Annotated in this window: 24 protein-coding genes; 10 read left to right on the top strand and 14 right to left on the bottom strand. The window is 62.4% G+C overall.

Annotated features, from left to right (window positions below; genetic code table 11):
* Positions 1 to 1521, top strand: a complete 1521-nt coding sequence (locus ACYAR8_RS01345; RefSeq protein ID WP_074885387.1) for an ArnT family glycosyltransferase — start codon at positions 1 to 3, stop codon at positions 1519 to 1521.
* Between the two features lie 61 nt (positions 1522 to 1582).
* On the opposite strand, the gene ACYAR8_RS01340 is transcribed toward ACYAR8_RS01345, so the two are convergent.
* Positions 1583 to 2473 carry an SDR family oxidoreductase gene (locus tag ACYAR8_RS01340; RefSeq protein ID WP_463578836.1) on the bottom strand — a complete coding sequence of 297 codons (891 nt, stop codon included), beginning with the start codon at positions 2471 to 2473 and terminating at the stop codon, positions 1583 to 1585.
* Between the two features lie 99 nt (positions 2474 to 2572).
* On the opposite strand from ACYAR8_RS01340, the gene ACYAR8_RS01335 reads away from it, so the two are divergent.
* The gene (locus ACYAR8_RS01335) at positions 2573 to 3466 is read left to right on the top strand and encodes a helix-turn-helix transcriptional regulator (RefSeq protein ID WP_463578835.1); all 894 of its coding nucleotides are present in this window, start codon (positions 2573 to 2575) and stop codon (positions 3464 to 3466) included.
* Positions 3467 to 3993: 527 nt separating this feature from the next.
* Here the strand turns inward: ACYAR8_RS01335 and ACYAR8_RS01330 are convergent.
* On the bottom strand, positions 3994 to 4179 hold the full coding sequence (locus ACYAR8_RS01330; RefSeq protein WP_463578834.1) for a DUF2986 domain-containing protein: 186 nt from the start codon (positions 4177 to 4179) through the stop codon (positions 3994 to 3996).
* A 164-nt stretch (positions 4180 to 4343) separates the two neighbouring features.
* Here ACYAR8_RS01330 and ACYAR8_RS01325 point away from each other — a divergent pair, with 164 nt between their 5' ends.
* Together ACYAR8_RS01325 and ACYAR8_RS01320 are read left to right on the top strand one after the other, a co-directional pair.
* The gene (locus ACYAR8_RS01325; RefSeq protein ID WP_463578833.1) at positions 4344 to 4970 is read left to right on the top strand and encodes a pyridoxamine 5'-phosphate oxidase family protein; all 627 of its coding nucleotides are present in this window, start codon (positions 4344 to 4346) and stop codon (positions 4968 to 4970) included.
* A gap of 144 nt (positions 4971 to 5114) precedes the next feature.
* A complete protein-coding gene (locus ACYAR8_RS01320; protein WP_463578832.1) occupies positions 5115 to 6023 on the top strand; it encodes a LysR family transcriptional regulator in 909 nt (302 codons plus the stop codon).
* Here the strand turns inward: ACYAR8_RS01320 and ACYAR8_RS01315 are convergent.
* The 10 genes from ACYAR8_RS01315 to ACYAR8_RS01270 form a co-directional block, all read right to left on the bottom strand.
* The gene (locus ACYAR8_RS01315) at positions 6009 to 6755 is read right to left on the bottom strand and encodes a substrate-binding domain-containing protein (RefSeq protein ID WP_463578982.1); all 747 of its coding nucleotides are present in this window, start codon (positions 6753 to 6755) and stop codon (positions 6009 to 6011) included. The two genes, ACYAR8_RS01320 and ACYAR8_RS01315, sit on opposite strands and share 15 nt — an antisense overlap.
* 41 nt (positions 6756 to 6796) lie before the next feature.
* The gene (gene tcuC, locus ACYAR8_RS01310) at positions 6797 to 8095 is read right to left on the bottom strand and encodes a tricarballylate/proton symporter TcuC (protein WP_463578831.1); all 1299 of its coding nucleotides are present in this window, start codon (positions 8093 to 8095) and stop codon (positions 6797 to 6799) included.
* A 195-nt stretch (positions 8096 to 8290) separates the two neighbouring features.
* Positions 8291 to 9166: an EthD domain-containing protein gene (locus tag ACYAR8_RS01305; protein ID WP_463578830.1), complete on the bottom strand. Its 876-nt coding sequence runs from the start codon at positions 9164 to 9166 to the stop codon at positions 8291 to 8293.
* Positions 9167 to 9249: 83 nt separating this feature from the next.
* On the bottom strand, positions 9250 to 9486 hold the full coding sequence (locus ACYAR8_RS01300; protein ID WP_463578829.1) for a hypothetical protein: 237 nt from the start codon (positions 9484 to 9486) through the stop codon (positions 9250 to 9252).
* 32 nt (positions 9487 to 9518) lie between these two features.
* Positions 9519 to 10313: an NYN domain-containing protein gene (locus ACYAR8_RS01295; protein WP_463578828.1), complete on the bottom strand. Its 795-nt coding sequence runs from the start codon at positions 10311 to 10313 to the stop codon at positions 9519 to 9521.
* A gap of 118 nt (positions 10314 to 10431) precedes the next feature.
* On the bottom strand, positions 10432 to 11361 hold the full coding sequence (locus ACYAR8_RS01290) for a 2-hydroxyacid dehydrogenase (RefSeq protein ID WP_463578827.1): 930 nt from the start codon (positions 11359 to 11361) through the stop codon (positions 10432 to 10434).
* The gene (locus tag ACYAR8_RS01285) at positions 11342 to 12706 is read right to left on the bottom strand and encodes an MFS transporter (protein ID WP_463578826.1); all 1365 of its coding nucleotides are present in this window, start codon (positions 12704 to 12706) and stop codon (positions 11342 to 11344) included. The genes ACYAR8_RS01290 and ACYAR8_RS01285 overlap by 20 nt, the downstream gene beginning before the upstream one ends.
* A gap of 307 nt (positions 12707 to 13013) precedes the next feature.
* Complete coding sequence (locus ACYAR8_RS01280) at positions 13014 to 13463, bottom strand: thiol-disulfide oxidoreductase DCC family protein (protein ID WP_463578825.1); 450 nt, start codon at positions 13461 to 13463, stop codon at positions 13014 to 13016.
* The gene (locus tag ACYAR8_RS01275; RefSeq protein ID WP_463578824.1) at positions 13460 to 14455 is read right to left on the bottom strand and encodes an aldo/keto reductase; all 996 of its coding nucleotides are present in this window, start codon (positions 14453 to 14455) and stop codon (positions 13460 to 13462) included. The genes ACYAR8_RS01280 and ACYAR8_RS01275 overlap by 4 nt, the downstream gene beginning before the upstream one ends.
* 67 nt (positions 14456 to 14522) lie before the next feature.
* Positions 14523 to 16154 carry a methyl-accepting chemotaxis protein gene (locus tag ACYAR8_RS01270; protein ID WP_463578823.1) on the bottom strand — a complete coding sequence of 544 codons (1632 nt, stop codon included), beginning with the start codon at positions 16152 to 16154 and terminating at the stop codon, positions 14523 to 14525.
* A gap of 613 nt (positions 16155 to 16767) precedes the next feature.
* Between ACYAR8_RS01270 and ACYAR8_RS01265 the strand changes: the two genes are divergently transcribed.
* From ACYAR8_RS01265 to ACYAR8_RS01240, 6 genes are all read left to right on the top strand, one after another.
* Entirely contained in the window at positions 16768 to 17679 is a 912-nt protein-coding gene (locus tag ACYAR8_RS01265; RefSeq protein ID WP_108122930.1) for a LysR family transcriptional regulator, read from the top strand.
* Between the two features lie 106 nt (positions 17680 to 17785).
* The gene (locus ACYAR8_RS01260) at positions 17786 to 18979 is read left to right on the top strand and encodes a CaiB/BaiF CoA transferase family protein (protein ID WP_074891079.1); all 1194 of its coding nucleotides are present in this window, start codon (positions 17786 to 17788) and stop codon (positions 18977 to 18979) included.
* The gene (locus tag ACYAR8_RS01255; RefSeq protein WP_074891078.1) at positions 18976 to 19914 is read left to right on the top strand and encodes a hydroxymethylglutaryl-CoA lyase; all 939 of its coding nucleotides are present in this window, start codon (positions 18976 to 18978) and stop codon (positions 19912 to 19914) included. Before ACYAR8_RS01260 ends, ACYAR8_RS01255 begins: the two co-directional genes overlap by 4 nt.
* Before the next feature lie 109 nt (positions 19915 to 20023).
* Positions 20024 to 21361, top strand: a complete 1338-nt coding sequence (locus ACYAR8_RS01250) for an MFS transporter (RefSeq protein WP_463578822.1) — start codon at positions 20024 to 20026, stop codon at positions 21359 to 21361.
* Between the two features lie 282 nt (positions 21362 to 21643).
* Entirely contained in the window at positions 21644 to 22249 is a 606-nt protein-coding gene (locus ACYAR8_RS01245) for an FMN-dependent NADH-azoreductase (RefSeq protein WP_463578821.1), read from the top strand.
* Between the two features lie 398 nt (positions 22250 to 22647).
* The gene (locus ACYAR8_RS01240) at positions 22648 to 23715 is read left to right on the top strand and encodes an alpha/beta hydrolase family protein (protein WP_463578820.1); all 1068 of its coding nucleotides are present in this window, start codon (positions 22648 to 22650) and stop codon (positions 23713 to 23715) included.
* 26 nt (positions 23716 to 23741) lie between these two features.
* On the opposite strand, the gene ACYAR8_RS01235 is transcribed toward ACYAR8_RS01240, so the two are convergent.
* Both ACYAR8_RS01235 and ACYAR8_RS01230 read right to left on the bottom strand, forming a co-directional pair.
* A complete protein-coding gene (locus ACYAR8_RS01235) occupies positions 23742 to 24638 on the bottom strand; it encodes a TIGR03915 family putative DNA repair protein (RefSeq protein ID WP_463578819.1) in 897 nt (298 codons plus the stop codon).
* Complete coding sequence (locus tag ACYAR8_RS01230) at positions 24635 to 25855, bottom strand: putative DNA modification/repair radical SAM protein (protein WP_065991445.1); 1221 nt, start codon at positions 25853 to 25855, stop codon at positions 24635 to 24637. The genes ACYAR8_RS01235 and ACYAR8_RS01230 overlap by 4 nt, the downstream gene beginning before the upstream one ends.
* Positions 25856 to 25934: the final 79 nt, after the last annotated feature.

Genomic DNA, 25934 nt, shown 5'->3' with positions numbered 1-25934 from the left:
GTGCGACGTGTTCATTCCCCCGCGTTGCAGTGTCTGGCGCTGGTTGTGCTCGCGCTGCTTCTGGTCGGCGCCGGTTTTGGGATCAGGCAGCCGTTTAATGTCGACGAAGAAAGGTTCTTGGGTGTAGCGCTTGAGATGCTGCACAGCGGCAGCTGGCTGATCCCCCATCGGGCCGGCGAAATCTACGGCGACAAGCCGCCCTTGTTCATGTGGACGGTCGCGTTTTTCACGTGGCTGACCGGTTCGCCGTCGCTGGCACTTTTCATCCCGGGCCTGCTCTCGGCGGCGACCGCTACGGCGGTGTTGTACGACTTGGGCCGGCGCCTCTGGTGCCGCAGGGTGGGTCGTATCGCCGCGCTGCTGTTTCTGGCGACCTACCAGACCTACAGCATCCTGCGCACCGGCCAGATCGACAGCTTCCTGTGCCTGTGGGTGGCGCTCGGTTTCTACGGCATGGTCCGGCATCTTCTGCTGGGCCCGGCATGGGGCTGGTTCTACGTCGCGTGTCTGGCCATGGGCCTGGGCATCATCAGCAAAGGGGTCGGTTTTCTGCCGGCGTTGATGCTGGTGCCCTACGGTTATGCCGTGCGAAAGGGCTGGTCGGGTGTGGCCGTCATGCCGGGGCAGGGGCTTCGCTGGGCGACCGGGTTTCTGGTGGTGCTGGCGGGCTGTGCGGTCTGGGTCGTGCCGTTGCTGGCCACCGTCTGGCTCAAAGGTGGCACTGACGAAGTGGCATACCTGAAGGAAATCCTGTTTCACCAAACCGGTGGTCGCTACGCGTCGGCCTGGGATCACCGCGAACCGTTCTGGTATTTCCTGACCGTCATTCCGCAGTATTGGCTGCCATTGGTGCTGGCCCTGCCGTGGCTGGTTCCCGCCTGGCGGCGCCAACTGCAGAAACACGACGCCCGGATACTGCTTTTGGTGGGCTGGGTGGTCCTGGTGGTGCTGTTTTTCTGCCTGAGCACCGGCAAGCGCAAGATCTACATCTTCCCTGCGTTACCGGGCCTGGTGCTGGCTGCCGCGCCGCTGATTCCGTGGTTGCTCCGACGCTGGTTTGGCCAGCGTCCGAAGGCCCGCGCCGTGTTTGGCGTTGCGGTGGTGGCGTGGTTTTGCCTGTGGTTCGGCCGTGGCTTCGTGGAGCCGTTTACCGACGGACCCAATCCCCATAAGGCCCTCATGGTGGAAGCGGCCCGGCTGACTGAGGGCGCCGAGCTGGTGCTGGTCGGCTGGCGGGAAGGGCATTGGCTGTTCGCGCGCCAGCCGTTGGTGCATTTCGGGTTCGCCGATCAATCGGCCGTCGAGCACGCCGCGCTCTGGTTGCGCACCCATCCATCCGCCTTTGCCCTGGTGCCCGCCGCCGAGCTTGAACGCTGCTTTGTAGCGGGCAAGGCTCGCCAGTTGGGATCAACGTCTAGGGCCGAATGGTTGATCGTCGGGGCTGATGCGGACAATGGTCGCTGCCAGCCAACGGCGCCTGCACGGGCTTATCGCTTTTCATGGGGTTCTGACGCGCTGTAGGCCCGTTGCGTACGCGGGCCTGCCCTTCGAGAAACGGCAGATCAGAGGCTCCGTAATTCATTCACCGCTGCTGAAAACACCCGTTGAGATCCTCGATCAGCCCCGGCCCGGTCGGCACCCAGCCCAACCGTTCGCGGGTTTTGTTGCTATGGCTCGCCATGTCTCGCCCGACAAAGCTCGACAGCCAGCCGAACCTTGCCATCGCGTCGTCCGCCGGCACCGACACAACGGGCAGGCCAAGGCCTTCGCCCAGGGTTTGGGCAATGAGGCGGAATGGGATGTGGCTTTCGGCGGTTGCATGATAGCGAGCGCCGGGCTGGTATTTTTCCAGCGCGAGGCGATACAGCTGTGCTGTGTCTGAAATGTGCGCGGCGGACCAGTGATTCAGACCTTCATCGACGTAAGCCGAGACGCCTGTCTGCCGCGCGTGTCTGATGAGTTCGGTGGCCAGGCCCTGTTTGACCGTGTCGTGGATTTGCGACAGGCGCATCACCACGACGTTTAGGCCGCGTTGCAACAGCGCCTCTGCGGCCAGCTCCGAGGCGGCCCGGGGATTGGGATGCTCGGGATTGAAGTGATCCTCATCGGCAGGCTCACCCGGTGCAGACGAGCCCATCGGCGTCGCGGACGTAATCAGCAGCGGGCGTTGCGAGCCGTTCAGCGCCTGGCCCAGCGCGGCAATGGCACGGGCGTCTTTCTGGCAGTTGTCAATGAAGTGGGCGAAGTCGTGATCGAACGCGGTGTGAATGACCGCGTCGCACAGGTCGGCGCCCTGTCTGAGGCTGGCGAGGTCTTCAAGGGTGCCGCGACAGGGTTCGGCACCGATGGCTCGCAACGCGTCAGCACTGGCCTGGGAACGCGTCATCCCCATCACCTGATGACCTGCGGCGAGTAATTCCCGAGCAACCCGGGAACCGATAAAGCCTGTGGAGCCGGTAAGAAATACGCGCATTGCTGAAAACTCCTTTTGCTGAAGTCGGCAGGATGCGCGTAACGTTTATCCGCTTAAAAGACGTGACGTTATCAGGGTATAAGAACTAACAGGATCATCATGGCCAACCCGTCTGTTCATTTGCTGGGCACGTATCTGAAGGATTGCCGGGCGCGCCTGGACCCGGCCAGTTTCGGCTTTTCCGGCCGACGACGTACACCGGGTTTGCGCCGGGAAGAAGTCGCGCAGCGCGCCAATATCAGCGCGACCTGGTACACGTGGCTGGAGCAGGGGCGGGGCGGTGCACCCTCGGCCCAGGTGCTGGACCGGATTGCCGAAAGTCTGTTGATGACCGCACCCGAGCGCGAGCACGTGTTCATGCTCGCCTTCGGCCATCCTCCGGAAGTGGTCTACAGCGCGCCCGACGGGGTGACGCCGCGCCTGCAACGGGTCCTCGATACCCTGGCGTTCAGCCCGGCGTTTATCAAAACGGCGACGTGGGATGTGCTGGCCTGGAACACCGCAGCGGCGGCGGTCTTCACCGATTACAGTCTGCTGCCAGTGGGGCAAAGGAACATCTTGCGCCTGATGTTCTGCAACCCGCACGCCCAGGCGCGACAGGCTGACTGGAACGCGGTGGCGCGTTTTATCGTTGCGGCGTTTCGGGCCGATGCGACCCGCGCGGGTGCTGCTTCCGAGGTCACCCGGTTGGCGGAAGAACTGTGCTCCCTGAGCCCCGAATTCGCGGCGCTGTGGCGGGACAACGATGTGCGGCTTCAAGGCGAAGGCACCAAGCGCCTGCGCCACGATCCCCACGGAGTCATTGAGCTGGAATACTCCAACTTTGCAGTGGACGGGCGACTGGACCTGTCGATGATCGTGTATAGCCCGGTCACCGCCGCCGATGCCGATCGTGTACGGGCGGTGATCGAAGACGCTACTCGGCTGAAGTCGGCGCTTTCCGTGGGACCGGCTTTAGCCGGGAAGGCGTCGGCAGTCACACTGAAAAATTGATGGCGTACTCACTGGCCTCTTCCCGGCTGAATCCGGTCCCACTGACACCGCGCGCTTTCCGTGGGACCGGCTTTAACCGGGAAAGCGTCGGCAGTCAGACTGAAAAATTGATGGCGTACTCACTGGCCTTTTCCCGGCTGAAGCCGGTCCCACTGACACCGCGCGCTTTCCGTGGGACCGGCTTTAGCCGGGAAGGCGCCGGCAATCCCACCGCGAAATTGATGGCGTACTCACTGGCCTCTTCCCGGCTGAATCCGGTCCCACTGACACCGCGCGCTTTCTGTGGGACCGGCTTTAGCCGGGAAAGCGTCGGCAGTCACACTGAAAAATTGATGGCGTACTCACTGGCCTCTTCCCGGCTGAATCCGGTCCCACTGACACCGCGCGCTTTCCGTGGGACCGGCTTTAGCCGGGAAAGCGTCGGCAGTCACACTGAAAAATTGATGGCGTACGCACTGGCCTCTTCCCGGCTGAAGCCGGTCCTACTACGGGAAGGCGTCGGCAGTGGCGCTACAATCTGAGGGGGTTCAAACCGCCTCGGAACGGCTGGCCGCTTCAGGCGTGGATTCGGTTCTGGCGTCAGCACTGGCCTCAGCCAGCTTCAAGCGGTCGGCCTTGCTGACGTAGGTGTCTTTGTTCTTCGGCGCCAGTTTGGCACTCGCCTTTTTTGCGTTGGCTCTGAGTATCTGGTTAAGTTTCTTGCGACGGTTCATGCCTGTTTACCCGGTGTGCAGAGGGTGGACGGTGAAAAGGCAGGCAGTGAATCAGATCGCCGGTCAATCTGCCACACGTGTCTGGCACTATTGGCCCGAACGGACACGAAGCATTACGGCATGCTTCACCTGTCCAGCCACGAAGACATAGCAGAGAGCCCACGATGGACTTTGAACACAGCTCATACCTGACAACCGTGCAGGCCCTGGAAGCGATCTATGGCCCGATCGCGCCGCCGTCGCTGGTCAAGGAAGTCGACCATATCCACCCCGTTTACCGGCCCTTCATCGAAGCGGCGTCTTTCGTCATTCTCGCGTCGTCGGGCACTGGTGGCCTGGACGCTTCGCCGCGGGGCGATCTGCCAGGTTTCGTGCACATCGAAGACAGTAAGACGCTGTATCTGCCGGACCGGCGTGGCAATAACCGCATCGACACCCTGCGCAACATCATCGAAGACCCGCGCGTCGCGTTGTTGTTTCTCGTCCCGGGCGTCGGCGAAACCCTGCGCGTCAACGGCACCGCGCAAATCTCCATCGCGCCTGACCTGCTGGCGCGTTTTGCCGTAGACGGGAAACCGCCGAAATCCGTGCTGCGCATCACCGTCACCAACGTGTATTTCCAGTGCAGCCGGGCGGTGATCAGGGCAGGGCTGTGGGATGCCTCAAAGCAGGTGCCGCGCAGCGCGTTGCCGACGGCGGGGCAGATTCTCAAAGAGGTGTCCCAGGCGGCCATCGACGGCGAGGCGTACGACAAGGCGTTGCCGGGCCGGATCGCCGACACGCTGTATTAAACAATCCAATCCAATCCAATCCAATCCAATCCAATCCAATCCAATCCACGCCAGCGGCGCGCCATGAGACTTGCCTGGGGATGGCTCGCGGGCGCGTTGCGCCTTAACATTGATGCCCGTCTACGATCAAAGCGACGACATGCCGTGAACATCAACTTCGACCTCAATGACCTCCAGGCTTTTCGCGCGGTGGTTGAAAAGCAGGGTTTTCGACGGGCGGCCGAATCAATCCGCATCACCCAGTCGGCGCTGAGCCGACGCATCGAAAAGCTCGAATCCGCCCTGGGAGTCAAACTGTTCGAGCGGACCACGCGAAAGGTCTCGTTGACCAACGTCGGTCGGGCTTTTCTTCCCCAGGTCGAACGGCTCCTGGATGACCTGGACCTCGCCCTGCTCAGCGTCGGCGACGGTGGCGCCAACCGCAGAGGAAGTTTGACCGTGGCCTGCGTACCGTCTGCGGCGTACTACTTCCTGCCCCATGCGATTCGCAGCTTTCACGCGCAATACCCGCTGATCAACATCCGGCTGATCGACGTGTCGGCCAATGAAGTCAGTGCGGCGGTGGCGTCCGGCGAAGCCGATTTCGGGGTGAGTTTCACCGGCAACCTGGCGCCGGAAATCGATTTCAGTCCGCTGCTCGAAGAGCACTACGTGATTGCCTGCCGCCGCGACCATCCATTGGCCACCCTCGACACCGTGACCTGGGCTCAGGCGTGCGAGCACGACTGCATTACGCTGGATAAATCTTCGGGCAATCGTCTGGTGCTGGATCGTGCGCTTTCCGGGCTGCAGCCGGGCAAGAACAGCGTCTGCGAAGCACGGCACGTGACTACGGTGCTGGGGCTGGTCGAGGCGGGGTTGGGCATTGCGGTGGTGCCGTCCATTGCCATGCCGATCTCCGCCCACCCGATTCTGGCGAAAGTGAGGCTGGTGGAGCCGGAGGTGGTCAGGCAGATGGGAGTGCTCAAACGCCGCGGACGCACATTGACGCCCGCGGCACTGGAGCTGGAACAGCGGATACGCGCGCTGCCCGGGTCGTTACCGCGGGACTGAGTCCAGGCCGGTTTCGCGAATGCTGGCCTGGGCATCGGGGGACGACAGGAACTTGAGCAGTTCCTTCGCTTCCACGGGGTGATCGGCATTTTTCGGAATGCCGGCCGCATAGCGGGTCACCGACTGCACGTCCTCCGGAATCTTGCCGACGAAAGTCACGCCTGGGATCGGCAGCAATTCGGCGACCTGCTGGAAGCCGAGCTGGTAATCGCCCTTGGCCACAACGGACGCCACCGGAATGCGCTCGATCATTTTGCCTTTGGGCGTCAGCTGCGGCTCAACGCCGAGCTTCTTGAACAGCTCTTTCTCGATGTAGACGCCGCTTGCGCTGTCTGAATAAGCCACTGACTTGGCCGCCAGCAAGGTTTGTTTCAGCTCGGCATCCGTGCCGATGGCCGGTTTGTCGGCGCCGGCCTTCACCACCATGCCGATACGCGAGTCCGCCAGTTCGACCCGCGAACCGGCGTCGACCTTGCCCTGTTTGATCAAGTCATCCAGGGCGTAACCCACCATGATCACCACATCGGCGTGCTCGCCGCGACTCAACCGGTTGGGGATGGCTTCCGCCGCTTTACCCATCGACGGGCCAAGCACCGTTTTCAGCGTGTTGCCGCTGTGCTCGGCGTACTCTGGCCCAAGGTGTTGATAGGCGGCCGTGAAGCCGCCGGAGGTCATGACGGTCAGCTCTTCGGCGTACGCAAGGTTGCCGTAGGCGCAGCTGGTCAGCGCCATGACACAGAGAGGTTTTAGTAAAGCGTTCATGAGAGGGTCCTTCAAGCAGTGGCAAGTGACTGAGTGGCGAGACGGCGGTACAGCACCAGCGTCGCGGTAAAGGCGCAAAGGGCCGCAAAAATCATCCAGTAGGCCGGCGCTGCCTTGTCCCCGGTCAGATGAATGAGCCAGGTCGAGACCGCCGGCGTGAAGCCGCCGAAGATCGCTGTTGCCAGGCTGTAGGCGAGGGAGAAACCCGCCACGCGCACCTCGACGGGCATCATTTCGGTGAGCGCGGGAATCATCGCGCCGTTGTAAATGCCATAGAGAAACGAGAACCACAGCAGCACTTCGAGCATGTGGACAAAGGTCGGCGCCTGGGCCAGAAACGACAGCGCGGGGTACGCCGTCAGCAGCGTCAGCAATGACATCGCCAGCAGCAACGGCTTGCGTCCCAGTCGGTCGCTCAGTGCGCCGCCGATGGGCAGCCAGAAGAAGTTCGATACGCCGACCAGCAGCGTCACAATCAGCGCATCACTGGTGCTGAGCTGCAGAACCGAGCGGCCGAAGGTTGGTGCGTAAACCGTGATCATGTAGAACGCGGTGGTGGTCATCGCCACCATCAACATGCCGAGGATGACCACGCTGGCGTTGCCGAGCAGGGTGGCGAAGACTTCCTTCATCGTCGGGCGGTGTTTGCGTGTGGTGAACTCTGCGGTTTCTTCAAGGCTGCGGCGCAGCAGGAAAATGAACGGGATGATCAGGCAGCCGACGGCAAACGGAATGCGCCAGCCCCACGCCGACAGCTCGCTCGGGGCAAGCCATTGATTGAGCCCGTAACCCAGGGCGGCTGCGACGACGATAGCCACTTGCTGGCTGGCCGATTGCCAACTGGCGTAGAAACCTTTGCGGCCCGGCGTTGCCATTTCGGCGAGGTAGACGGACACGCCGCCCATCTCTGCGCCGGCGGAGAATCCCTGCAACAGCCGTCCAAGCAAGACCAGCGCCGGTGCCCACAGACCGATCGTGGCATAACCCGGCACCAGGACAATCAGCAACGTGCCACTGGCCATGATCGCCAGCGTCACGATCAGACCGCGACGGCGACCGACATCATCGATGTACGCGCCGAGCAGCACGGCGCCCAGCGGCCGCATCAGGAAGCCTGCACCGAAGACAGCGAAGGTCATCATCAACGAGGCGAACTCGTTGCTGGCGGGGAAGAAGGCGGAGGCGATCTGGGTGGCGTAGAAGCCGAAGAGGAAGAAGTCGAACTGTTCAAGAAAGTTTCCGGAGGTCACCCGGAAGACCATTCCTGCCCTGGACTTCCCGGAGGAGGTCTGGCGTGGCGGCTGATGCATGTTGTTCTCCAGCGTTTTTTTTGAGTTTGTAAGCGCTTGTAACTGGAGATTCTGTGGCAATTTTCAGACGACGATAATCGTTATTTTTTCATCCTTTGATGCATGGATCAGATCAATCACCAGGCCGTGGCGGTTGCTCGCAGGCCAGATAAACGTCGGCAGCCGTGAACCACGACCACCGACGGGAACCGCTAGCTATCTGGCTTGGGTGCCTTTCAGCATCAGTTCTTTAACATCGGGCTGAACCTGATTCACCGCGCCCAGATACTCGATCAACTCGGCTGCCCGACTGCCGCGCAATCCGGCGGCGGTCAGCGACTTGTCGCGCACGTAGGTGTAAAGCCCGGAGACGGCGAACGTCTTGAGCTGGGCGATGTGCTTCGACTGCTCAGGCAAGCTGTTCTGGAACGCGTCACTCTGGAAAAAACGCCGACGCGCCAAGGGTGACGTGAACGCGATTTCGAGCACGACCAATTCTGCGCGCGCCTTGTTGGCGAAGTGCGCGACATTCGGCGCAGGTGGGTGCTGGCCGTCGTTTTCGAAGGGCTCGCACAGGTGCAGACAGACCTTGGCCACGTCGTCGGCCGCTGCCAGCAGCGGTCCCAGATCGGACTTCAGGTAGGCCTGCAGTTGCGGCAGGGTCTCCCGCGGGCTGAAGTGGATATGAATGCGGTCGAAGGTGTCGGTGCCGTTGAAGCGCTCATCGGCCAACGCGTTGGTCAGGGTCAGCGAGCCCTGGGGCAGGGCGTAGGCCAGGGTCTCGTCAAACATGTTCTGCTCGTCCGAGAACAGGATCGGGCTGGCCTCCTGAAACTGCTTCTGGTCAGCGGCGGACTCGAAACCGATCTCCACCCCACCGTCCAGTTCGTAATCCTGAATCTCGCTGATGCCATCGGCGAGGGGCCAGAGGTGCGCATCCTGCTGCCGGGAGAAATGGTGCTGGATGTACAAGCCCAGGCCGGGGAGCCGCGAGCATAGCGGGCCGTGGACGTCGCGCCAGTAGTGGGCGAATACGTCATGGGGCACGCGCTCCCGGCGTTTGACGGTCGTGTAGCTGTTGATCTCGATCATGGGGCACCTGTCAGTCGGGAAATATTCAGTCGTAGTGATCGGATGCAGGTGCCGCTGCAGGGTTCAACGCGTTTTACCGGAGGTCATCCCTCGGCGTGTGTGACACGAATGTCGGTCATCCCGAGCTGGCCGGCCTGTTCGATGATTTCATCCGGCCCGGCATCGGCGTTGGGCATGATCAGGCTGTTTTCGCTGTCGCCGAAATGCAGCTCAAGCAGGTGCATCGCGGCGTCGGAAGCCAACAGCGCTGGCTGATTCAGCTCGAAGCGATGGTTGCGGGATTCGTCTTTGAAGCGATAGTCGACCGAGAAGACGGGCATGGAAGGCTCCATAAAGGGGACAGGCTGATGGGTTATTTACCGTTTTGTTTGTGCCGGACGTACATCACCGCCGTACCACTGGACGCCGGTCTGGCCTGCAACTCAAAAGCTTGCGGATAGCCCTTGATCAGGTCGCTGAGCTTTTTGTAACCATGGGTGCGCGGATCGAATTCCGGTCGCAGCTTGGTGATGTTGGTGCCCAGGGCGCCGAGCTGGACCCAGCCGTCTTCGTCAGCGATGTCGTCGAGGATTTTCGCGATGAAGCTGATAGGTGCTTTGGGCCGTTTCGGCGTCTCGGTCGCTACGGGTTTTGCCACGCCTGACTGCGCAGGCGCGTCGAGGGTCTGCTCTGTGCTGGCGGCGGCGATCACCTCTTCACGGAGCAGTTCGATGTAGATGAATTTGTCGCACGCCGCCACGAACGGTCGCGGCGTCTTCTCTTCTCCGAAGCCGATCACGGTCAGGCCTTCTTCGCGCAATCGCGATGCTAGGCGGGTGAAGTCGCTGTCGCTGGAGACCAGGCAGAAGCCATCGAAGCGGCGCGTGTACAGCAGGTCCATGGCGTCGATGATCAGCGAGCTGTCGGTGGCGTTTTTGCCTTTGGTGTACGCGAATTGCTGGATGGGCTGGATCGAATGATCCAGCAGGACCTTCTTCCAGCCGCCGAGCTGCGGCCCGGTCCAGTCGCCGTAGATGCGCTTGACGCTGGCGACCCCATATTTGGCGATTTCTTCAAACAAGCCTTCGACGATGGCGGCAGGGGCGTTGTCCGCATCAATCAGAACGGCGAGGTGCTTTTGTGCGTGACTGGAGGGGTGCGTGGCCATGAATCTTCCTTGAGAAGGGAAAGCCACACCATACCTCCAAACCCTCGCTGCAAACAGGCAACGCATTTCGTCTTCTGCGGCTCGGTCGCTGGTTCAGCGCGTTGCTGGCGACGTCGGTTTATCCCGGCACGGGCGTGGGCAAGTCTGCCCCGTAGCGCCAGGCGTGAAGGTTGGCCATGACCAGATCGGACATCGCCTGCCGGGTGTCCCAGGTGGCGCTGGCCATGTGCGGAGTGAGCAAGACGTTGTCCATATCGAGAAGCGCAGCGGCGGGGTGCGGCTCGTTTTCGTAGACGTCCAGCGCGGCGCCGGCCAGACGACCATCCGCCAGGGCTTGGGCGAGGGCGTTTTCATCGACCACGCTGCCCCGGCCGACGTTGATCAGATAGCCCTTTGGCCCCAGGGCCTCCAGCACCTTCGCATCCACCAGATGAAGGGTGCTGGCGCTGCCGCCGACTGCGACGACGAGAAAATCCACCGCACCGGCCAGTTCCAGCGCTGACGGGTAATAGGTGTATGCCACGTCCTGAGGACGGCGACCGGTGTAGGCGATCGACATATCGAAGCCTTGGGCGCGGCGGGCGATGGCGGCGCCAATGCGGCCCAGACCAATGATGCCCAGCGTTGCCCGGCTGACCTTGCGGCTGAACGCGATGGGTCCGTTTGCCCAGGCGCCCGAGCGGGTGAAACGGTCGGCAACGCGCAGGTTGCGGGCGATGCCCAGCATCAAGGCCATGGCAAAATCGGCCACGTCCTCGGTGAGCACATCGGGTGTGTGGGTGACGCGGATGCCACGCTCCCGCGCCGCCGCCACATCAACGCCGTCGTAGCCCACGCCGAACACGACGATGACTTCCAGCGCAGGCAGGCTGTCGATCAACTGACGGCTGACCGTGGATTCGCCGTTGGCGACCATGGCGCGGATGTCAGCGGTGGATTCGTCGACGCCGGTGCCGTTTTGATCGGCTTCCACCACCTCGTAGGTCGCGTTAAGCGCGTCATCGAGCATGGCCGGCAAGCGGGCGATTTTAAGGAGCCTTGGCTTCATCTAAACCTCTTGGGACAGGAGCAGCAGCGGGAGCCGTTGCGCGGGCGGTGACAGGTGCGGCACGGGGCGCGCGGGCCAGAAACAGTCCCAATACACCGCCGGCGAGCAAGGCTGCGGAGACCAGCAGCAGGGCGTAGTCGTAGCTTTGCGTGGCGTCCTTGATCCAGCCCATGACGGGCGGCAGGCCGAGCCCGGCGATGTTGGCGATGGAGTTGATCAGCGCGATGGACGCCGCAGCGGCAGCGCCCGACAGGTATTCAGTGGTGGTCGCCCAGAACACCGGCGTGGCGGCCCAATTCAGACCGACTGCCAGCACCAGCAAGGCGTAGGCCAGCCAAGGGTTGCTGGTCCACACCGCCAGCGCCAGCAACACACCGGCGGCCATCAAGGGCAGCGCAAGGTGCCAGCCGCGTTCGCCTTTGCGGTCGGAATGGGTGCCATTGAAGTACATGAACACGCAGGCGAACAGGAAGGGCAGCGCCGACATCACGCTAACGGTGAAAGACTCCTGGCCGGACACCGATTTGACGATCAGCGGCAGGAACAGCGTGATGCCGATGGTGCCGAACGCCTGCAACAGCCAGAACAGGCTCAACAGCCAGACCTGACGGCTGCGAAAGGCGGTTTGCCAAGCGGCATGGTGGGAAATCGGTGAGTTAGCTTGCTCGGCCGCGATGGTGCGGCTCAGCCAGTCTTTCTGATCGTCTTGCAGCCAGTGGGTGGTCTGCGGCGAGTCCGGCAGATAGCGCAACACGACGACGCCGAGGATCACCGCCGGCAGGCCTTCCAGCAGAAACAGCCAGCGCCAGCCGCTGACGCCGAAATACCCGTCCAGGTGCAGAAACGCGCCCGACAGCGGCAGGCCGATCACCGACGCGAGCGCGGCGCCGATGTAGAAGAACGACATGGCCCTGGCCCGATCGGTCTTCGGGTACCACTGCGACAGGTAGTAAATGATCCCCGGAGTGAAACCGGCCTCGGCGGCGCCCAGCAACAGGCGCATGCCGTACAGCTGATTGGCGCTCTGCACGAACGCCATGCCTGCCGCGACGATGCCCCAAGTGATCATGATCCGCGCAATCCAGCGCCGCGCGCCGACCCGCGTGAGGATGACGCTGCTGGGCACTTCGAGAAGGATGTAGGTCAAAAAGAACAGCCCCACGCCGATGCCATACATGCGAGCGGTCAGGCCCAGCTCGGCATTCATCTGCAACGCGGCGACGGAAATGTTCGACTTGTCGATGTACGCGACCATGTACAGCAGCATCAGGAAGGGGATCAACTTGAGGTTGAGGCGCTTCATGGTGCTGGCGTGCAGGCCCGAATCCAGAGATGGCGTGGGCATGGGACTTCCTGTTGTTTTTATAAAGGGAGCTGATAGGGAGCACTGACGTCCACCATAGACGACATGTCCTGATACCTCAATATGTGATTGGCCGTCCCATATATTGGGATTTAACGGGGCGTGGAGCAAAGCGTGTTTATGAAGACGCCGTGGCACTCGGCGACTTGCTATGGGGAATGAAAATAAGCCTTAGCGAGCAAGCAAGCTCGCTCCCACGGGATCGTGGAACGGCCTGAGATTTCGAGCCATGGGCAAGACGTGTGGGAGTGAGCTTGCTCACGAAGACGGCATTTCGGCCGCTGAGGATTCAGCGATTGTTGAGGGCGTTCTTGTTCAAGAAGCGGCCGGGATGATCCGCGGCGGGCAAGCGACAGGCGTCATAACGGCCAAACAGCTTGTAGCGGTTCAGCGCGATCTTGTCGTACAGCCAGTCCCGCAACACCCTCGGGAAAACCCGCGCGACGAGCAGCCAGTGCCATCGGGCGGGCAGGTGAGCGAGGATCTTGAACATGGCGTCCGAACGCACATAGAAGCGGTCGTTTTCCACCAGCACGATGGTGTTGAATTGATCCTGGGGCAGTCCCGCCCATTTCAGCAAAGCCTGACCCTCGGGCGACTGCACGGCCGCCAGCGTCAGACGGTGCTCGCGGTCCTGGCTGATGATGAAAGTCGCCCAGCTATTGCACAGCTTGCAGGTGCCGTCGAACAACACGACGGCCCGGCCCGTGGCAAGCCCGGAATTACCGTTGGGCTTCACGCGAAGCCCGTGACAGCGTGGGGGACGTAGGGCGCTTCGAGGCGTTTGACTTCGTCGTTGCTGAGCACCAGATCCAGCGCCGCGATCGCATCGTCCAGATGATGGGGCTTGGAGGCGCCGACAATCGGCGCCGACACGCCCCGCTGGGCCAACACCCACGCCAGCGCGACTTGCGCCATGGGCACGCCGCGCTCGCCGGCAATCTGTTCCACCACGTCGATGACGCGGCCATCCTCGGTTTCGGTGGCCTCGTAAAACGACTGGCCGGAGACGTCGGTCTTGGTGCGTTCGGTTTGCTGGCCGTGGGGCCGTGTGAGCCTGCCACGGGCCATCGGGCTCCACGGCATCAGACCGATGCCCTGATCCAGACACAGCGGAATCATTTCGCGCTGTTCTTCGCGGTACACCAGATTGAGGTAATTCTGCATCGACACGAAGCGGCTCCAGCCATGGGCCGTCGCGACCTGCTGGGCCTTTGCGAACTGCCAGGCGAACATCGACGATGCGCCGATGTAGCGCGCCTTGCCGGCCCGCACGACGTCGTTCAGCGCTTCCATGGTTTCTTCGATGGGGGTGTGATAATCCCAACGATGAATCTGGTACAGGTCGACGTAGTCGGTGCTCAGCCGCTTCAGGCTGGCGTCGATGTTGGCCATGATGGCCTTCCTCGACAGGCCCTGCTCGTTGGGGCGCTCGGAGCCTTGCCACATGTTGGCCGGAAAAAACACCTTGGTCGCGATGACGGTTTCTTCGCGACGGGTGAATTCCTTCAACAGCTTGCCGACGATGACTTCCGAGGTGCCAGCTGAATAGCTGTTGGCCGTGTCGAAGAAGTTGATGCCTTGCTCGACCGCGTGCCTGATGATCGGCCGGCTGGCGTTTTCATCCAGCGTCCACGGGTGCGTACCGGCGTCCGGGTCGCCAAACGTCATGCACCCCAGACACAGCCTCGACACGTCCAGCCCCGTGGACCCCAGCTTCACAAACTTCATACGTTTACCTCCGAAATCGTTTGATGCCGCAAACAGGCGGCTCAATGGTGCGATTCCGTGGGTGCCATTAAGTTCTGAATTGCATCACCAGACCGTTCAGGCCCACCGCCAGTTGCGACAGCTCGTTGCTCGCCGCCGAGGTCTGATGGGCGCCGGCAGAGGTCTGCAGCGACAGGTCGCGGATGCTGGTCAGGTTGCGATCGACTTCCCGCGCGACCTGAGCCTGTTCTTCCGTGGCCGTGGCGATGCTGACGTTGCGCTCGTTGATCAACACGATGGCGGTTTTGATGTCGGCAAGGGCACGCCCGGCGGCACCGGCAATGTCCAGACTGACCCGCGCGCGCTCGCTGCTCTGGCCCATGGCCGTGACCGCCTTGTGGGTGCCGCCCTGGATCGAGGCGATCATTTTTTCAATCTCGGCGGTGGACTGCTGGGTGCGGTGCGCCAGGGCGCGGACTTCGTCAGCCACTACCGCGAAACCACGTCCCGCTTCGCCCGCACGGGCGGCTTCGATGGCCGCATTGAGGGCGAGGAGGTTGGTCTGATCGGCAATACCGCGAATCACGTCCAGCACGCCGCTGATGTTCTGCACCTGACCGGCCAGCCCATTGATCTCATCGGCGGTGGTGCCGACCGAATCGTGCAGCTCGTTGATCGCCGAAATGGTTTCGTCGACCCGCAGGCGGCCCTGTTCCGCCGAATCGCTGGAATCCCGCGCGGCGGTCGAGGCCAGCGAGGCGTTGTGGGCGACTTCTTCCACCGCTGCGCTCATCTGATTGATGGCCGTGGCGGCCTGATTGATTTCGTCGTTCTGGCGCTGGACCCCGCGCAGGGATTCTTCGGTCACGGCAGTCATTTCTTCCGAGGTCGAGGCCAGTTGATTGGACGAGTGGCCCAGCTCCGAAAGGGTGTGGCGCAGGTTCTGCTGCATCACCGACAGCGCTTGCAGCAGGCGTCCCGGCTCATCGGAACCGTCCACTTGAATCGGCTTGCTCAAATCGTTGGCTGCGATGTTTTCTGCGATGGCCAGGGCTTTGGCGATCGGCGCGACCAGGCTGCGGGTGAACAGCGCGGCCAGGGCGAGGGTAGCGGCCAGCGCAATCACGATCGCGCCGATGATGACATCGCGGGACTGGGCGTAACTTTCATCTGCGGCCACATCCGAATCCCGCATTTTCTGGTTGCCCAGGTCGGCGATGGTGGCGATGTCCCTGGCGAGCGCGTCTGCCGCGTGGGTCTGTTCGCCGGATGGCTCGGTCAGTGAGGCGACCACGTCATCGCGCTTCTGCGCCACGGCGTCGAGAAAGCGCGCGTGCACGGCGAGGTAGCCCTGCATGTCGCGCTCCATCTCCGCGTAGGCGTTAATGCCACGCTCGCTGACCAGCAAGGACCTCAGACGCTGCACGTCTTTTTCCAAGTCGGCGCGACCCTGACTGACGCGCTTCATTGCGGCATCGTTGCCGGCGGCGCTTTGTGCGGCGCGCAGGCTGGTATTGCCCAGCCGGATGGTCAGCAGGTCATTTTTGATGTCGGCAATGGTGAGGAGGGTGGGGAGTACGTTGTCCTGCAACGCGTCCCGGGCGTCTTTCAGCTTCGACGCTTGCAGCAGCGAGAACAGTCCCACGGCGGCGATCAGTACGGCAAAGAAGCCGAAGCAGATCAGGGAGCGGGGAGCGATGTTGAGGCGTCTGAGGTTCATGTCGGGGCTGTCCATAGAGAGAAAGATCACCGGGATATCGACCTGAACCGGTTCAGCTTGATGGCGGATTACCCTCTTTTTTGGCAGAAATGCAATGTGCTGCCCTGCATGAATCGATTTGTGACGGATGGCACCCCGGAATCGGGATGCCAGTTCCACTGACAACGCGCGGAATCCCACTGACACTGCGCCGGTATTTTGTGGGACCGGCTTCAGCCGGGAAGTCGTCGGACGTCACGCCGCAAAATTGAGGGTGAACACGGGTGCCTCTTCCTGGCCAAACCAAATCCCACTGACACTGCGCGGGCATTTAGTGGGACCGGCTTCAGCCGGGAAGGCGTCGGATGTCACATGGCAAAATCTAGGGTGCACACGCGGGCCTCTTCCTGGCCAAAGCAAATCCCACTGACACTGCGCGGGCATTTAGTGGGACCGGCTTCAGCCGGGAAGGCGTCGGATGTCACACCGCAAAATTGAGGGTGCACACGCTGGCCTTTTCCCGGTTAAAGCCAGTCCCACTGAAATACCGCGGATGGAAGGCAGAACCGGCTTCAGCCGTGCCCGCTCGCCAAGCCGTGTATTCTTTCGGCCGCACCCTGAGCGAGTACGTCCCATGCTGCACAAAAACCTCATCCGTCGCCTCGACCTGATTACCCTCAAGCTGTTCGTCGCCGTGTACGAAGAAGGCACGCTGACACGGGCGGCGGCGCGCGAGGCGATTGCCGTGTCGGCCGCGAGCAAGCGGTTGATGGAGCTGGAAGAAGTGCTCGGCATCGGCCTGTTCCTGCGCAATGCCAAGGGCATGCTGTTGACGGCCGCCGGCGAGACGATGCTGCACCATGCCCGGCGCATGCTCTCCGATCTGGAAAAAATGGGCCTTGAACTCGACGAGCACCTCCAGGGCATGCGCGGCTATGTGCGCATGCTGGCCAACCTCTCGGCCATCATTCAGTTCTTGCCGGAGGACCTGCACGCCTTCGTCGCCAGCCATGACCTGGTCAAAGTCGATCTCGAAGAGCGGCCCAGCAACGGCGTCGTGCAGGGCCTGGTCGACGGTGTCGCGGACATCGGCATCTGCTCCGAGGACACTGATCTTCAGGGGCTTCACAGCACACCGTATCGCCACGACGAACTGGTCGTCGTGATGCGTGACGATCATCCGCTGGCCGGGCTGCAGCAGGTGGCCTTCGAGGACACCCTTGGCAGCGACTACATCGGCCTGCACGCCGCCAGCTCCATCAACATGCGCACCCAGAACGCCGCACGCGCGCACGGCCGACCGCTGCGGGTGCGCATCCATGTGCCGGGTTTCGACGCCATGTGCCGGATGGTCCAGGCCGACATGGGCATCGGCGTGCTGCCGCGCAAGGCGTTCGATCTGCTCGGGCCGTCGCTGGGCCTCAGGGCCGTGGGCCTTGGGGATACCTGGGCCCGGCGCACGCTGATTCTGGTGGTGCGCGACACGGCTGCGTTGTCGCCGGTGAGCCGCTTGCTGTTCGATCATCTGCAGAGCCCCGAGGCCTGAGCCTTCGCGTTTCGTGAACGCTGGTTGCCAACTGACGGTTGGATTTGCTGAGCCGCGTTCTTCTAGTCTTGGCGACAAATTCCAAGAAAGACTCGAGGTAACCGCTATGACAGGCCCCCTTCAAGGCGTGCGCGTCATTGAAATCGGCACACTGATCGCTGCTCCCTTCGCCGCTCGCCTGATGGGCGAGTTCGGTGCGGAGGTGATCAAAATCGAATCCATGGGGCAGGGCGATCCGCTTCGTAAATGGCGAAAACTTCACGAAGGCACCTCGCTGTGGTGGTACCTGCAGTCGCGCAACAAGAAATCCCTTTCGCTGAACCTCAAATCTCCCGAAGGCATCGACATCGTCAAGCGTCTGGCCGAAGGCGCAGACGTGCTGATCGAAAACCTGCGGCCCGGTGCGCTGGAAAAACTGGGTCTGGGCTGGGACGTGCTCCACGCGCTGAACCCCAAACTCACCCTCGTGCGCATTTCCGGCTACGGTCAGTCCGGCCCGTACCGCGACCGCCCCGGTTTCGGCGCCATTGGCGAAGCGATGGGCGGCATCCGCTACACCACCGGCACGCCCGGCTCGCCACCGGCGCGGGTTGGGGTCAGCCTGGGTGATTCGCTGGCGTCGATGCACGCAGTGATGGGCGCGCTGATGTCGCTGTTGCGGGTCAAGACCGGCCAGGGCGAGGGCCAGGTGGTCGACGTGTCACTGGCCGAAAGCGTGTTCAACGTCATGGAAAGCCTGGTGCCGGAGTACGACATGCTCGGCCACGTCCGTGAGCGCAGCGGCGGCGCGCTGCCGGGCATTGCGCCGTCGAACACCTACCCGACCGCTGACGGTGCCTACGTGGTCATCGCCGGCAACAGCGACCCGATCTTCAAACGCCTGATGCTGACCATCGGCCGCGCCGATCTGGCCGAGGCCGCCGAGTTCGCCCACAACGATGGCCGCGCCGCCCGGAGCGACATGCTCGACGGGGCGATCAGCGCGTGGTCGTCGGCCTTGCCCATTGACGACGTGCTCAAGGCGCTTGAACAGGCCGAAGTGCCGGCGGGACGGATCTACAACGTCGCGGACATCGTCGCCGACCCTCATTACCAGGCGCGCGGGATGATTCTCGACGCCGATCTGCCGGGCGGGGCCAAGGTGAAGATGCCGGGCATCGTTCCGAAACTCTCGGAAACCCCAGGCTCCGTGAACTGGCAAGGCCCTGCGCTGGGACAGCACACCGACAGCGTGCTCGGCGAGCTGGGCATGAGCGCCGCCGACATTGCGCAGCTCAAGCACAGTGGGGTGGTGCAATGATCACTGACTTCTCCCAGCGCCTGATCGTGCAGGAAGTGTCACCGCGCGACGGCTTGCAGATCGAACCGACCTGGGTGGACACCGCTGACAAGATCGCCTTGATCGACCAACTTTCTCTCGCCGGTTTCAGCCGCATCGAAGCCGGTTCTTTTGTTTCCCCCAAAGCCATTCCAGCCTTGCGTGATGGGGACGAGGTCTTCCGTGGCATCCGGCGCGAGCCCGGCGTGACCTACGTCGCTTTGATTCCCAACCTGCGCGGCGCCCAGCGTGCCATCGAGGCGGGTGCCGATGAGCTGAATCTGGTGATGTCCGCCAGCCAGACCCACAACCGGGCGAACATGCGCATGGGCTGCGAGCAGTCCCTGGCGGCCTTTGCCGAGGTGGTCTCACTGGCCTCGGGCACTGGCTTGAGCCTGAACGGCTCCATTGCCACCACGTTCGGCTGCCCGTTCGAGGGCCGCATCGATGAAGACCGAGTGCTGGAAATTGTCGATGACTATCTGGCACTGGGCATGCACGGCATCTCCCTGGCCGACACCACCGGCATGGCCAATCCCCGTCAGGTGTTTGCACTGGTGCAGCGCGTACTGGCCCGTGTCCCGGCAACGGCGCTGACGTTGCATTTTCACAACACCCGCGGCCTGGGGCTGAGCAACGTGCTGGCGGCTTACGAAGCAGGCGCGCGCCGTTTTGATGCGTCACTGGGCGGGCTCGGTGGCTGCCCTTTTGCACCGGGCGCCTCAGGCAATATCTGCACCGAGGACCTGGTGAATATGTGCGATGAAATGGGCATCGAGACGGGCATCGACCTGGCGCATCTGCTCACCCTGTCGCGCCGTTTACCGGCCCTGTTGGGCCATGAAATGCCGGGGCAGGTGGCCAAGGCCGGACGCAACCGCGATCTGCACCCGGCGCCCGACAATCTGCCCGGCTAACGCGCCGCCCACCCCCGGTTTCCTCGACAAACGCGCCCACTCCGCTGTGCGCGCGTCCAGACAACAAAAACAATAGGGCTCTTTCAGAGAGTCCATCTGGAGTATCGCAATGACCGTCTCTGTTCTGACCCCGAACAGCAGCCTCGCCGAGGTTGTGAGCGCCGAAAAGGCACTGATCCGCAAGGTTGCGTGGCGCTTGATGCCGTTGATCATGGTCTGCTACCTGTTCGCGTTTTTTGATCGCATCAACATCAGTTTCGCCAAGTTCCAGTTGCAAACCGATTTGAGCCTGAGCGACACCGCGTACGGGCTGGGTGCGAGCCTGTTCGTGATCGGCTACGTGCTGTTCGAAGTGCCCAGCAACATCATGCTCTACAAGGTAGGCGCGCGACGCTGGATTGCCCGCATCATGATGTCCTGGGGCGTCGCCACGGCGCTGATGGTCTTCGTCACCGCCGAATGGCAGTTCTATGTGCTGCGTTTCATCATCGGCGCCATGGAGGCGGGTTTCGCACCGGGGGTGCTGTTTTACCTGACGCTCTGGTTCCCGCAAACCTACCGGGGGCGCATCACCTCGATTCTGTTCCTGGCGTCGGCCTTCGCCGGGCTGCTGGGCGCACCGATCTCGGGGTTAGTGCTCGGCCATATGGACGGCGTGATGCAGCTGCGCGGCTGGCACTGGCTGTTCCTGCTCGGCGGGCTGCCGTGCATTGCCCTGGGTTTTGCTGTGCTGAAGCTGCTCAAGGACCGTGTCGCGGACGCGCACTGGCTGACCGACGCCGAGAAGACCTACCTCTCCAGCCGCATCGCCCAGCATGAACCGAACAAGCAGGGCGGTTCGCTGCTGACTGCGCTGAAAATGCCGGGTTTCCTGGTGCTCGGGCTGATTTATTTCCTGATTCAGGTCGCGTCCTACGGCCTTAACTTCTGGGCGCCGCAACTGATTCGGAGCGCGGGCGTCGAAAGCCCGGTGATCATCGGGCTGCTCACGGCCATCCCGTACATCTTCGGCGCCATCAGCATGATCGTGGTCGGACGCTTGTCGGACGCCAGCGGTGAACGCCGCAAGTTCGTCTGCGGGCTGATGGTGCTTGGGGCCATTGGCTTCTTCAGTGCCGGGTTTTTTGCCCAGCACACCAGCCTTCTGATTGTCTCCCTGGCCATGCTCGGTGGCGGGATTGTCGCCGCCATCCCGGCATTCTGGACCCTCCCGCCCAAGCTGTTGGCCGGCGCAGGTGCCGGGGCGGCGGGGGGCATCGCGCTGATCAACACACTGGGGCAGTTCGGCGGCATCGTCAGCCCGGTGATGGTCGGCGGCATCAAAGACCTCACCGGCACCACGACGCCCGCGCTGTATGTGATCGGCGTGAGCAGCCTGATCGCAGCAGGCCTTTTGATGTGGGCATTGCCGCAGAAGCTGAGAACCCTGGACAAGAACGAACACTGAGGTTCGCGTGGCAGGACTGGCTGACGGTCGCCCCATTGGTGAGCCCCGGCCAGTCCCACCGGATGCTCGGCGTTCTGGTTGGCGGGACCGGCTTCAGCCGGACGGAGGCTTGGCTGAACGCCACGACGTATTGTGCATAGGGAAGCGCCGAAGCAGATGCCTAGATTGTCCCATCAGCGAGACGATCTATCGCATTTCAACCCTCTAATCACGCATTACCTCACAAGGTAGGATGACGCCACTTGATCGCCAAGCGGCGATTCTCACCTTGGGAAGCACTTCATGAAACTCTTGCACATCGATTCCAGCATCCTCGGCGATCACTCCGCTTCGCGCCAGTTGAGCCGCGACGTCGTTCAGGCTTTCACCGCGACCACCCCGGACACCCAAGTGGTGTACCGCGATCTGGCGAACGAGCCACTCAATCATTTCTCCGGCGCCACACTGGCCGCTGCCGGTACGCCGGTAGAAGGCCGCGACGCGGCGCAGAAGCTGGAAGTGGAAACCAACGAAACCACGCTGGAAGAGTTCCTGTCGGCTGACGTCGTGGTGATCGGTGCGCCCATGTACAACTTCAGCATCCCGAGCCAGTTGAAGGCGTGGATCGACCGCATCTGTGTGGCCGGGCGCACCTTCCGCTACACCGAAGCGGGCCCGGAAGGTCTGTGCAAGGGCAAGAAAGTGATCGTCGTTTCGACCACTGGCGGTCTGCATCAGGGCCTGCCGAGCGGCGCCGGCCATGACGACCTGCTCAAGGTGGTGTTCGGCTTTATCGGCATCACTAACCTGCAATTCGTCGTTGCCGAAGGCCTGGCTTATGGCGACGAGCCGCGTGCCGCTGCCATGGCCGCCGCGCAGAAGACCATCAGTGAAACGCTGTTCGCTTAAGCGGGATCGGTTTGCAAGCATCCCGGCGAAGCGGCTCAACGCGGTAAAGGCTCCATCCGAAAGCCCTGTCACCACAGGCCTGCACGCCGATGGATGACGGGGCTTTCGTCGTTTTGCGGCCGCGTGTTCAGCCGGGCGACAGCCTTTATGAGATCTTTGCGCGTAACCTGCCTGGAGCACCGTAGAATGCCGGCCAATTCGGTCTGTTCTGCGTCAAACGGCGGCCGATGTCTTCAATTTATCGAGCTTGGCCCGCCTTGTGCACAATTGATCCTCAAACGTTTCGGAATGTTATCGAACCTCGCGGGTCAGATAGCGACAGACGCCGTTTTCGCGGGGCTCCGGCCCTTGAGCGTCTGAATCGGCAAGGATGGATTGATAAGGTGAGGGGCATTGCAATGATGCGTCTTTGTGCAGTGATGATGATCAGCCTGCTGGGCAGCCTGATTTCGGTGCAGGCCAGCGAGCTGCAAAGCTGGAGCGTGGGCTTTCACGAGCTGACGTTTCTCGATCCGCTGGATTCCCGGCCCATGCACGCCTACGCCTTCTACCCCTCCACCGACGATGAGCACATCACCCGCGTCCAGGGTTATCCGATTGAAGCGTCGCAAGACGCAACCATTGCGATGGGCCGTTTCCCTCTGCTGATGCTGTCCCACGGCAACACCGGCACCCCTCTGGCGCAACACGACCTGGCGACGTCATTGGCGCGCAAGGGTTTTGTCGTCGTGGCGGTGTTTCATCCGGGCGACAACTACATGGACCACAGCCGTCTGGGCAGCCTGAGCAATCTCTACGGTCGCCCCCTGCAAATCTCCGAAGCCATCAGTGCCGCGCTGATTGACCCGATGCTGTCGCCGTACATCAGCGCCCGCCGGGTCGGGGTGATCGGTTATTCGGCGGGGGGCGAAACGGCGTTGATTCTCGCCGGTGCCCAGCCTGATCTGCAGCGTCTGCGCCATTACTGCACCGAGCGTCCTCAGGACCGCGATGCCTGCAAAACCCAGGGCGAACTGGTGGCAGACCGTGACGACCTGCACGCCCAGGCCGATCCCCGGGTGGGCGCGTTGATGCTGATGGCGCCGCTGGGGTTGATGTTCGGTCGGCAGACGCTGGCTGACGTCCATGTGCCAGTGTTGCTCTACAGCGGCGACGGCGACGAACTGCTCGCCATCGACAAGAACGCCGAAGCGCTGGCGCGCAAGCTGCCCGATGTCTCGGATTTCAAGCTGTTCGCCGGGGCAGGGCACTTCGTGTTCATGGCGCCCTGTGATGACGAGCAACGTGCCACCCAGCCTGGCCTGTGCACCGACGCCATCGGCGTCAATCGCGAAAGTATTCATCGCGACCTGAGCACTGAAGCCGTGCGCTTTTTCGGCACTGCCTTGGGCACACCCACCAGCACCGCCGGAATGCAGACCGCTGCCCATCGTGAGTTAGAAACCGCCATCAGCCTGGATCAGTAAGGCTGCACCGAAAAGCTGAGCGCTGCCTACTTCACGTCGCTGACAGGTGAGGTCGCCGGTTTGCCACGAATCACTTTGCCGCGCCGCTCGGCGATCTCCCGCGCCTGACCATCACGCTGCCCGCCGGTTCGCGCTTCGCTGATCAAGGCAGGAATCAACGGCCCCTCCGGCAGATTCTTCCAGAACCGCGCCGGCAGATGTCCCTGCATGACTTTCGGATTGAGCCGCGCCGGATTGAAAATGTGGCTGTAGTAGGTCAGCCACAGATTGCCGTGGGGATCATCGGCATTACGCGCCAGTGATTGCCACGCCTCAGGGCACACAGGCTGATGAATCAGCTGCTTGCCGTCATAAAACACGCCGTCTTTGGGCGTTGCGATCATCCAGCGATGCCGACCCATGCGCCCGATGAAGTGCTCGCTGGCGGTGCGCAGAATGTCGTGGGCGGGCTCGTGCCACGCGACGTATTCCGGCAAGCAGGTCATCTCCAGCATCGCCGCTTTAGCCGCGACGTCTTCGGCATTGTCGATCACCGGCAGCGCCACGAAACGCAGGAACGCATGCAGGTGATGGGCTTCGCGGCTGACCTGTTTCAGGCGTCGATGCAATTCACTGCCCAACTTGTCGCCGGCCAGCATGGCCGTGCGATCGCCGTGACTGACCCGCCACAGCACTTCGTAGAGCAGCGTCCAGCGCTGGTCGCCGCAGAACTGTGCGGCGCTCTGCAGCAGTTCCAGCAACTCAAGGGGAATGCGCGCGCGAAACGGGCCGGGTTCGTCCGGATAGTCGGTGTCGCTGGCGAACAGGTCGGCGTCCTGCTGCACGCTCCAGCTCACTTGATCCGGGTTGATCTGGTGGCTCAGCAGCCAGCGCGCCTGCTGTCGCCAGGTGTCGAATGCGTCGGCGCAATCAAGAATGATCATCCCCACAGCGCCATTTGTTGCGGCTGCGGTTTGTCGCGCAGTTGCTCGCGCAAGTCGATGCTCGAGCTTTCGGCCTGACGCGGATGGTAGTCGCTGGTGATGATGAACGGCTTGGCCTTGGCCAGCACGCAGCGCAGCCGGGTCAGGTCTTCGTAACGAATGCGCCGCTGGCGGCGCAGTTCGACCAGGCGCTTGGTGGTGCGAATGCCGATGCCGGGGATCCGCGCAATCATCGCCGGCTCCGCGCGGTTGAGGTCCAGCGGAAAGATGTCGCGGTGCTCCAGTGCCCAGGCCAGTTTCGGGTCAATGTCCAGGGCCAGATGCCCGGGGCCTTGCAGCAACTCGTTGGCGCTGTAGCCATAGCTGCGCAGCAGGAAGTCGGCCTGGTACAGCCGGTGCTCGCGCATCAACGGCGGCGCGGCGTGGGGCACGCTCTTCGGGCTGTTTGGAATCGGGCTGAACGCCGAGTAGTACACGCGCTTGAGGCGGAAGTCGCCGTACAGCGATTCGGCAGTGTGCAGGATGGTGCTGTCATCGGTTTCGTCGGCGCCCACAATCATCTGCGTGCTTTGTCCGGCGGGCGTGAATTTCGGCGCACGGGGCTCGTTGAGGACGGTTTGTTGACCGGTGTAGATGGTCTGCATGGCCTGCTTGATCGAGCCCATTTCCTTTTCCGGGGCCAGGGTTTGCAGGCCCAGCTGGGTCGGCAGCTCGATGTTCACGCTGAGGCGATCGGCATAGCGCCCGGCTTCTTCGATCAGCGCGGGGTCGGCTTCGGGGATCGTCTTGAGGTGGATGTAGCCGCGGAATTCATGCTCTTCACGCAGCAGTTTGGCGACGCGGATCAGCTGTTCCATGGTGTAGTCCGCCGAGCGGATGATCCCGGAGCTGAGAAACAGGCCGCTGACGCAATTGCGACGGTAGAAGTCCATGGTCAGGGTGACCACTTCTTCCGGGCTGAAACGTGCGCGCGGCACGTCGCTGGAACGGCGATTGACGCAGTACTGGCAGTCGTACAGACAGAAATTGGTGAGGAGGATTTTCAGCAGCGAAACACAGCGCCCGTCGGGGGTGTAGCTGTGGCAGATGCCCATGCCGGTGCTCGACCCGAGGCCGGATTTTCCTTCGGAACTGCGCTTGGGTGCGGCGCTGCTGGCGCAGGAGGCGTCGTACTTGGCGGCGTCGGCGAGGATGCTCAGCTTGTCGATCAGCTGCATGGATTTTCTCGATACTGTTTTTATGTACAGTATCGAGTTGGCCGGGGATGAACAAGGGCCGATCGGATGGATGGCCGGT

The organism is Pseudomonas sp. HP_01, assembly GCF_055284355.1.
The sequence above is the reverse complement of the archived record's forward strand: the minus strand, read 5'-3'. Positions and strand labels throughout refer to the sequence as shown.